This is a genomic window from Flavobacterium azizsancarii, assembly GCF_027980145.1.
In the GTDB taxonomy this organism is placed as follows: domain Bacteria; phylum Bacteroidota; class Bacteroidia; order Flavobacteriales; family Flavobacteriaceae; genus Flavobacterium; species Flavobacterium azizsancarii.
Genome location: NZ_JAMZNK010000053.1, coordinates 25284 through 33946 on the forward strand (window position 1 = coordinate 25284; position 8663 = coordinate 33946).

Annotated in this window: 6 protein-coding genes; 1 reads left to right on the top strand and 5 read right to left on the bottom strand. The window is 34.7% G+C overall.

Annotated elements, in window-relative coordinates:
* Positions 1–346: 346 nt before the first annotated feature.
* The 5 genes from NJT12_RS21530 to NJT12_RS21550 form a co-directional block, all read right to left on the bottom strand.
* Entirely contained in the window at positions 347–1333 is a 987-nt protein-coding gene (locus NJT12_RS21530; protein ID WP_271338176.1) for an aldo/keto reductase, read from the bottom strand.
* Between the two features lie 103 nt (positions 1334–1436).
* On the bottom strand, positions 1437–2315 hold the full coding sequence (locus NJT12_RS21535; RefSeq protein WP_271338178.1) for a helix-turn-helix transcriptional regulator: 879 nt from the start codon (positions 2313–2315) through the stop codon (positions 1437–1439).
* Between the two features lie 58 nt (positions 2316–2373).
* Positions 2374–2928 (bottom strand): DUF5683 domain-containing protein, encoded by a 555-nt coding sequence (locus NJT12_RS21540; RefSeq protein WP_271338179.1) that lies wholly within the window; start codon positions 2926–2928, stop codon positions 2374–2376.
* Between the two features lie 168 nt (positions 2929–3096).
* Positions 3097–6462, bottom strand: a complete 3366-nt coding sequence (gene mfd / locus NJT12_RS21545) for a transcription-repair coupling factor (protein WP_271338180.1) — start codon at positions 6460–6462, stop codon at positions 3097–3099.
* Positions 6455–7081 carry a hypothetical protein gene (locus NJT12_RS21550; protein ID WP_271338181.1) on the bottom strand — a complete coding sequence of 209 codons (627 nt, stop codon included), beginning with the start codon at positions 7079–7081 and terminating at the stop codon, positions 6455–6457. The genes mfd and NJT12_RS21550 overlap by 8 nt, the downstream gene beginning before the upstream one ends.
* Positions 7082–7423: 342 nt before the next feature.
* Here NJT12_RS21550 and NJT12_RS21555 point away from each other — a divergent pair, with 342 nt between their 5' ends.
* Positions 7424–8362, top strand: a complete 939-nt coding sequence (locus NJT12_RS21555) for an L-threonine 3-dehydrogenase (RefSeq protein WP_271338182.1) — start codon at positions 7424–7426, stop codon at positions 8360–8362.
* The last annotated feature ends 301 nt before the right edge of the window (positions 8363–8663 follow it).

Sequence of the window (8663 nt, forward strand, 5' to 3'; positions counted from 1 at the left end):
AGTCCAAAAACCAACAGTAATGTGATAATTGAAAGAATTCTATATATACCTTTTTTCCTGTTCATGTAGTAAAGAAATAAATGTGTGTATCCCTATTAATTCCTCCTGTAAAACTGATTTTTTTGTCGAGAGTGATGACAAACTAAATGCGTTAAAAATCTTTAGTACCGTAAAGTTACGCCATCTGTATATCGCTGTTTATCAAGATAAGACATATAAAGTTCCTGAACTATCGTAATAAGACATTTATTAATCTGATACTATGATTGTATTATTAATTATTATGAACGAGTTTTCTTAATTGAAGCAAGACTTTCAATTAAAAAAATCGAAAATCTTGGATATTTTAAGAAGCGACCATTTTTTGAAGTGCAGCCGGATAACGATCTCCTTTCATGGCATCGATAGCAAATGTTGTATTTAATAAATTCATTTCTTCCGGAGAGAATTCGATACAAAGAGCTGCTATATTTTCATCTACACGTTGAGGTTTACTCATTCCCACAATTGGAATAATATCTTCTCCCTGATGCAACGCCCAGGCTAAAGCAAGCTGACTTGCAGAAACGTTCTTCTGACCTGCCATATCTTTCAAAAATTCGATCAATTGCAGGTTATGAGCGCGGTTTTCTTCCTGAAATCTCGGAAGCATATTTCTGTAATCTCCTTTAGGCAATGGAAATTCTAAATTTCCGCTAAGCAAACCATAGTTCAAAACAGAATAAGGAACTATACTCACGCCTAATTCTCTTGCAGTTGGCAAAATTTCTTTTTCTATAAATCTGGTCGCTAACGAATATTCAATTTCTAAAGCAGAAACGGAATATACTTTATTCGCACGAATTAGTTGTTCAGCATTTGCTTCTGAAAGTCCTAAATAACGAACCTTTCCTTCGTCAATTAAATCTTTTATGGCACCAACCGTTTCTTCGATAGGCACATCAGGATCGATTCGTGAAGGCTGAAGCAGGTCTATTTCGTCAACTCCCAATCGGGTTAAGGAATAGGCACAGAAGTTTTTGATCGCGTTTGGTCTTCCGTCCAATCCCAGAAAATGTCCTTTATGATCTCTTAGCGCCCCGGTTTTAACACTTATAAAAGTTTTGTCTCTTCGTCCTTTTATAGCTTCGCCAATAATAAGTTCGCTTATACCCATTCCGTAAAAGTCGGCGGTATTTAGAAAGTTTATTCCGGAGTCAATTCCGTATTGTAGTGTTTGGATTGTTTGTTTTTTTGCAGCTTCTAATGATGCCGGATCATCAATTATTAATCTTGATCCCATAGATATAGAGGAAACTTCGGGTCCGTTTATTCCTAATTTTCTCATTTTCATAATACTTCGATTTAAATTAATTTAATAAAACAAAGATATTGTGCACAACAAAGCTAGAGAAGGTCTGAATAGCCGATAAAATGTTCTAAATGTCGTATTTTTATTAAGACAATCCTTTTCGGTATTCCAAAGGGCTCGTTCCCGTATTACGCTTAAAAAACTTGCCGAAAAATGTGGCTGTAGCAAAGTTTAAATATAGTGAAATCTCTGAAATGTTTAATGCTTTTGCTTGCAGTAAAACTTTGGCTTCAAGACAAACAATTTCGTTAATCAACTCACTTACAGTTTTTCCGGTTTCCTCTTTTACAACTTGAGAAAGATGTTTGGGTGTTACAAAAAGTTTTTCTGCGTAGAAATGAACTTCACGATGCCGGGTAAAATTCTCAGACAATAATTCTTTAAACTTTTCCGTTAGATAGAAAGATCTTGAATAGGTGTTATGTTCGTTTCTGGTTTTTATGTCGTATAACCCTTCAATTTCCAGGAGTAAAGCTCTCAATAGGGCCTGAATACTTTCTAATTTATTAGATAAATCAGAGTTTTTCTTTTGCTCAATTTGATGTAGTAAGGATTGAATAATGGCCAAATCTTCCGGATTTAAAGCAATAGCATGTTGTCCGTTTCTTTTGTAGAAAGAAAATTTCTTTAAAAACAAAGTGTCAATCAATCCTGAAACCACAAAATCTTCTGTAAAAAAAAGACTCTTTGTTTCAATTGCGCCTTTATTCAGAATCCAATTCCTTACTTCATCAGGCGCCACCATAACTATAGAAGGAGCTTTAAGCTGATAGGGTTCCAATCCAACAATGAATTCAGCTTCTCCTTTTAAAACAAAGCCAAGGCTGTACATTTCAGAACGATGTGGTTCAAAATGACGATTGGGTGTAATTTCCTGAGGTTTAAAAAGAAAATCTTTGAACTCTAAGTCCAGACCGAATTTTTCAGTAATATCAACTATACCAATTTTTTTGATTTCCTTCATTATCGTTTTGCTTTAGAAAGAATACTAAAACTGATTCTAAAGTTACAAAAGTAAACTTCTAAAAAGTGTAGGTACAAGCAAATCCAAAACCAGATTGCATATTTTCATTCTTGAAATTAACAGAAGGCTTAAAGGCCAATTTCTCACTAACATTAAATTGAGACAAAGCTGCATCAATATTGGCATCAATAATATTGAGAACATAAAAACCAACAATAAATAAAGCGGATAAATCTCTATTTCTTTGAAATTGCTTTTGAGCAGAAATTAACTGACTTTCGCTTAAGTTCTCCAAATATTCAGAACCACTTGAGTTTCCTGCTAGCCTGTTTTTGTATTCGTTTCTATAAGTATTGTAGTTTTTTTGACTGTCGATATAAAAATAAGTACTGGTTCCGATTGCTCCATATACCAAAGGAAGTTTCCAGTATTTTTTATTATAAATCTGTCCTAAACCCGGAAAAATAGCCGAATAAAATGCTGCTTTTGCAGGTCGCAAAGGATCGATTTCTTCTGATTTCAGCGTATCATTTAAAACGATTTGCTTCTTTTCCTGAGCAAAAATTGTGGTTAATCCAAAAAACAAAAACACAAGAATAAATTGATATTGCATGGAAAATTTTGGTTTAAAATTTTGACCAAAGAAAACTTTTTAATTCTAAGTATTTTCTTAAATAAAGGATAAATAAAACTTAAGATTTAGATTCGTTTTTTGCCACGAATTCCAGGAATGAGCACGAATTAAAATTTGTGAAAATTCGCAAATTCGTGGCAAACTTTTTTATTCTCCCAACATTTCCATCAATTCCAAAGCTCGTTTGGTCGATTTTACATTATCAAAAGTCAAAAGAAGTCGTAAACCATTTGGCGTTTGTTTTTCTTTCATTGTGCAAAGCGAGGTATATTTTTGTACAAATAGCAACACTTTTCTAAACTTAGACGATTGATAATAATCAGATTGTTGATCCGAAACAAAGTAACCAATCATTTTACCTTTTTTCATCACCAATTTCTCAATTCCTATGTTCGTCGCAATCCATTTGATGCGAATACTATTCATCAACGCATTGGCACGCGGAGGCATTGGACCGAAACGGTCAATTAATTTATTTTGAAAGATAACCAGTTCTTCTTCATTTTTTACGCCACCCAACTCGTTATACAAACTCAAACGCTCGGTAACATTATTGATATATTCATCAGAAAATAAGAGCTCAAAATCAGTATCGATTTGTAAATCTTTTACGTATTCTTTCGTCTCAATATCATTCTCTGCCGGATATAAATCTTTGAATTCGTTTTCTTTTAATTCTTCAATGGCTTCGTTCATGATTTTTTGGTAGGTATCAAAACCAATTTCGTTGATGAAACCGCTTTGTTCGCCTCCTAATAAATCTCCTGCACCACGAATTTCAAGATCTTTCATGGCAATGTTGAAACCGCTTCCTAACTCACTGAATTGCTCTAATGCCTGAATACGTTTTCTGGCGTCTTCAGTCATTGATGAATAAGGCGGACAGATGAAATAACAGAATGCTTTTTTATTGCTACGACCTACACGACCACGCATTTGATGCAGATCTGATAATCCGAAATTGTTGGCATTATTGATAAAAATCGTGTTGGCATTTGGTACATCCAATCCGCTTTCGATAATTGTCGTCGCTACCAAAACATCAAAATCTCCGTTCATAAAGCCCAACATCAATTCCTCGAGTTTGGCGCCTTCCATTTGTCCGTGACCAATTCCGACTCTTGCATTTGGTACCAAACGCTGAATCATTCCGGCAACTTCTTTTATATTTTCGATTCGGTTATTGATAAAGAAAACTTGTCCGTTACGCTGAATTTCATACGAAATTGCATCACGAATAATTTCTTCATTAAACCCAACAACATTTGTTTCTATAGGATAACGATTTGGCGGAGGTGTTGTAATAACTGATAAATCTCTCGCCGCCATTAACGAAAACTGAAGCGTTCTCGGGATTGGTGTTGCCGTTAATGTCAACGTATCGACATTTGCTGCAATAGTTTTTAGCTTATCTTTTACGTTTACACCAAACTTTTGTTCCTCATCGACAATTAATAAACCAAGGTCTTTGAAAACTACATTTTTATTGACTAATTGATGTGTTCCAATTACAATATCAAGTTTTCCTTCGGCTAAATCTTTTAAGGTTTGTGCTTTTTGTTTCGCAGTTCTAAATCTGTTTAAATAGCCAATTGAAACCGGCATATCTTTTAATCGTTCTGTAAAAGTTCTATAATGCTGATAGGCCAAAATAGTAGTTGGAACCAGAATTGCAACTTGTTTGCTATTGTCAACGGCTTTAAAAGCAGCACGAATGGCAACCTCAGTTTTTCCGAAACCTACATCACCACAAACCAAACGATCCATTGGGCGATCACTTTCCATGTCGGCTTTTACTTCTTGCGTCGATTTGGTTTGATCCGGAGTATCCTCATAGATAAACGAACTTTCTAATTCGTTTTGCAAATAACTGTCCGGTGCAAACTGAAAACCTTTTTCTAATCGACGTTTTGCATACAACTGAATCAGGTTGAATGCAATATGTTTGACACGCGCTTTGGTTTTTTGCTTTAAAATTTTCCAGGCGTTCGACCCTAACTTATATATTTTAGGCGGCGTTCCGTCTTTTCCGTTGTACTTGGAGATTTTATGCAGCGAGTGAATACTTACATACACAATATCATTATCAGCATAAACCAATTTTATGGCTTCCTGCGTTTTTCCTTCGACCTGAATTTTCTGCAATCCGCCAAACTTCCCAATTCCGTGATCGATGTGGGTTACATAATCACCAACAGAAAGTGACGTTAATTCTTTAAGCGTAATATTCTGCTTTTTAGAATACCCGTTCTTGATATTGAATTTATGATAACGCTCAAAAATCTGGTGATCCGTATAAGCGGTAATTTGATTTTCTTCGTCAATAAAACCCTGGTACAAAGGCAATACAATCGTATGATATTGCTTTCTGATATTCTCTGAATTGGCTTCGTCTAAGCTTTCGAAAATATCATGAAAACGTTTTGCCTGCGTTTCATTCGAACAGAACAAATAGTTTTTATATCCATTAAAATGATTCTCGCTCAAATTATTCAGTAATAAATCAAATTGTTTATTGAAGGATGGTTGTGGCTGAATGTGAAATTCGAATGTTTTTGTGGTTTTAAAAATTGGTTTTGAAGCCAATTCCACTACCGAAAAATCTAAGGCGCGCTTGATAAACGAAGCCTGATTTAAAAATAATTGTTCCGGTTCTGCGTGTTTTATTTCTTTGGATAATTTCTCAAAATCTTCTTCGGCTCTTGCAAATTGCTTGTCTAACTGACTAAAAAGCCCATCTGTATTCTGAATAAAAACTACCGTTTTCTCAGCAATATAATCTAAGAAACTTTCGCGGTTTTCCTGAAATATCTTGTTCTCGACATTCGGGATAATGGTAATTTTTTTATGTGTTTCTACAGATAATTGCGTCTCGACATCAAAACTTCTGATACTGTCTACTTCGTTACCAAAAAACTCAATTCTATAAGGATGATCGTTCGAAAATGAAAACACATCGACAATACCTCCACGAACCGAAAATTCGCCCGGTTCTGTGATAAAATCAACTCTTTTGAATTCGTATTCGAATAAAACCTCATTGATAAAATCAATTGAAATTTTATCGTTCAAAGCGACTTTCAAAGTATTTTTATCAAGTTGCTGCCTTGTTACTACTTTCTCGAAAAGGGCTTCGGGATAAGTAACAATTATCGCTGGTTTTTTTCTGGAGTTAATTCGGTTTAAAACCTCAGCACGGAGTAAAACATTAGCATTATCTGTTTCATCAACCTGATAAGGACGTCGAAATGAAGCAGGATAAAACAAGACATCTTGCTCGCCAATCATTTGTTCAAGATCATTCAGGTAATACGCTGCTTCTTCTTTATTGTCTAAAACAACCAAAAAAGGCAACTCTGTTTTTTTGAAAACAGCACGAATCACAAATGAAACTGCAGATCCTAACAATCCGTTAAGATGCATTTTTATTTGACTTTGCTCTAGTAATTGTGTGGCAATCTGCTGATTTTTTGGCAGATTATCATACATGGTATATAAGGCGTTTTTACTCAACTTTCGGTAATTTATTATCTGTGTTTTGTGCCTGAATCGGAACTGCGGTTGCATTCGGAATCGCACGTGTTGTATCTAACATTTTCAAGAAATCTTCTTCTCCTTGTTCTTTCGGAATTTTACTTTTCACAATGATATTATCCATTTGTCTTTCCAGAGAGACTAATTCTTTATTGATTTCTCCAACTAAAAAGGTTACTTTTTCAGCTGGAATTTGATTTAAATGAATAAACAAATCCATCATTTTAACTTTAGTTATCAAAACAGAAATTCGGCTTTTTATTGCTGGAACGTTAAACTCTGCAGGAATATTATCGTTTAAAGCGAGTGCTTTTTTCGAAATAACTGCCGATTTTTTTTGGAACGCTCCTATTGTTTTTCTTGGTTTATCTGCGATTTCTTTCAGGAATTCGCGCCATTCATTCCATGAACTTACCTTTTGTTCTGAAATTTCATTAATAGGCTCATCAATAAACTCCCAGCCTTTATTGATAGTATTAAAAATAACTTCCTTTTTTTTGGCTTCTTTTTCATTTTCAGCACGGCGTTTTTCATCTTCATTTTGACATGAATTCAATACAAAAACAAAAAGCAGAAAAAGAGATATTTTATATTTCATTTGTAAAACATTAAGCTACAAAGTTACAAAGTAAATTTACAATTACGAATTCTGTTTTTTGCTAAAGATTTTATAAATCATGGTCGTTTTTTTGGGTGAAAAATTTAACCGCAAAGTTCGCAAAGTTCGCAAAGTTTTACATAAAGCTTTGCGAACTTTGCGTTTTTACTAAACCAGCATATTAAAAAAACTTTACGTGCTTTGCGGTAAAATAACCCAACAGCTCAACAGAGAATAATCCAAAAAAGAATCTTTATCGTTGTTAAATTTATAATTTGTTGTTACGAAAAGTAAAAATATTTGCGAAAACGTTATATTTGCATCTCTAAAAAAACATCACAAATGAATCCAAAAATATTGATCATTGGCGCTTGCGGTCAGATTGGGACAGAACTGACTCAAAAACTGCGCAAACTATACGGAACAGACAATGTAATTGCTTCTGACATCCGAAAATTAAATACTGACGTTGTTAATTCAGGTCCGTTTGAGGTGGTCAATGCTTTAGATTTTAACCAAATTGAGCATCTTGTCGAAGTACATAAAATTACTGACATTTATTTGATGGCGGCACTTTTATCGGCTACAGCCGAGAAAAACCCTGCATTTGCCTGGGATTTGAATATGAATTCATTATTCCACGTTTTGAATTTAGCGAAAGCAAAAAAGGTAAAGAAGATATTCTGGCCTTCGAGTATTGCTGTTTTTGGACCTACAACTCCTAAAGAAAATACACCTCAATATACGATTATGGAGCCATCTACAGTTTACGGAATTAGTAAACAAGCGGGAGAAAGATGGTGCGAATACTATCATAATATTTATGGTGTTGATGTTCGAAGTATTCGTTATCCTGGTTTAATTAGCTGGTCTACGCCTCCTGGTGGCGGAACTACTGATTATGCGGTTGATATTTTCTATAAAGCTATTGCTGATAAAAAATACGAGTGCTTTTTATCGTCTGAAACTAAAATGCCAATGATGTATATGGATGATGCAATTGATGCAACTATTAGTATCATGCAAGCTCCGATTGAAAAAATCAAAATACATTCTTCATACAATTTAGCAGCAATGAGCTTCACACCGACTGAAATTGCTAATGAAATCAAAAAACATATTCCTGAATTCACCATTACTTACGGGCCTGATTTCCGTCAGAAAATTGCTGACAGCTGGCCGGCAAGTATCGACGATACTGAAGCAAGACAAGATTGGGACTGGAAACATACTTTTGATCTTGAATCGATGACAAAAGATATGCTGGAACATTTAGGATAAATTAATCTTAGCTTTTCATAAAGAACTTTTTGCAGATCAGAAATTTTAATCGGATAGGAGCCTAGGAATTAATTCCCTAGGCGACCTCCCACACCACCCGGCATACGGATCCGTACCAAGGCAGCTCTTAATTTACGATACATTTTAAGATAGATACCTAACCTAAAGTACTTCCGTGAGGTTATTTTCAGTTATCCCAATAAAGGTCTGCACTCCTTGGTAGCTGTCGGATTCCGTCCTATCCTTCCCAAGGTAGTTATCAAATTACTTGATATTTTCTGCATTCGTGCCTTCATAGGTA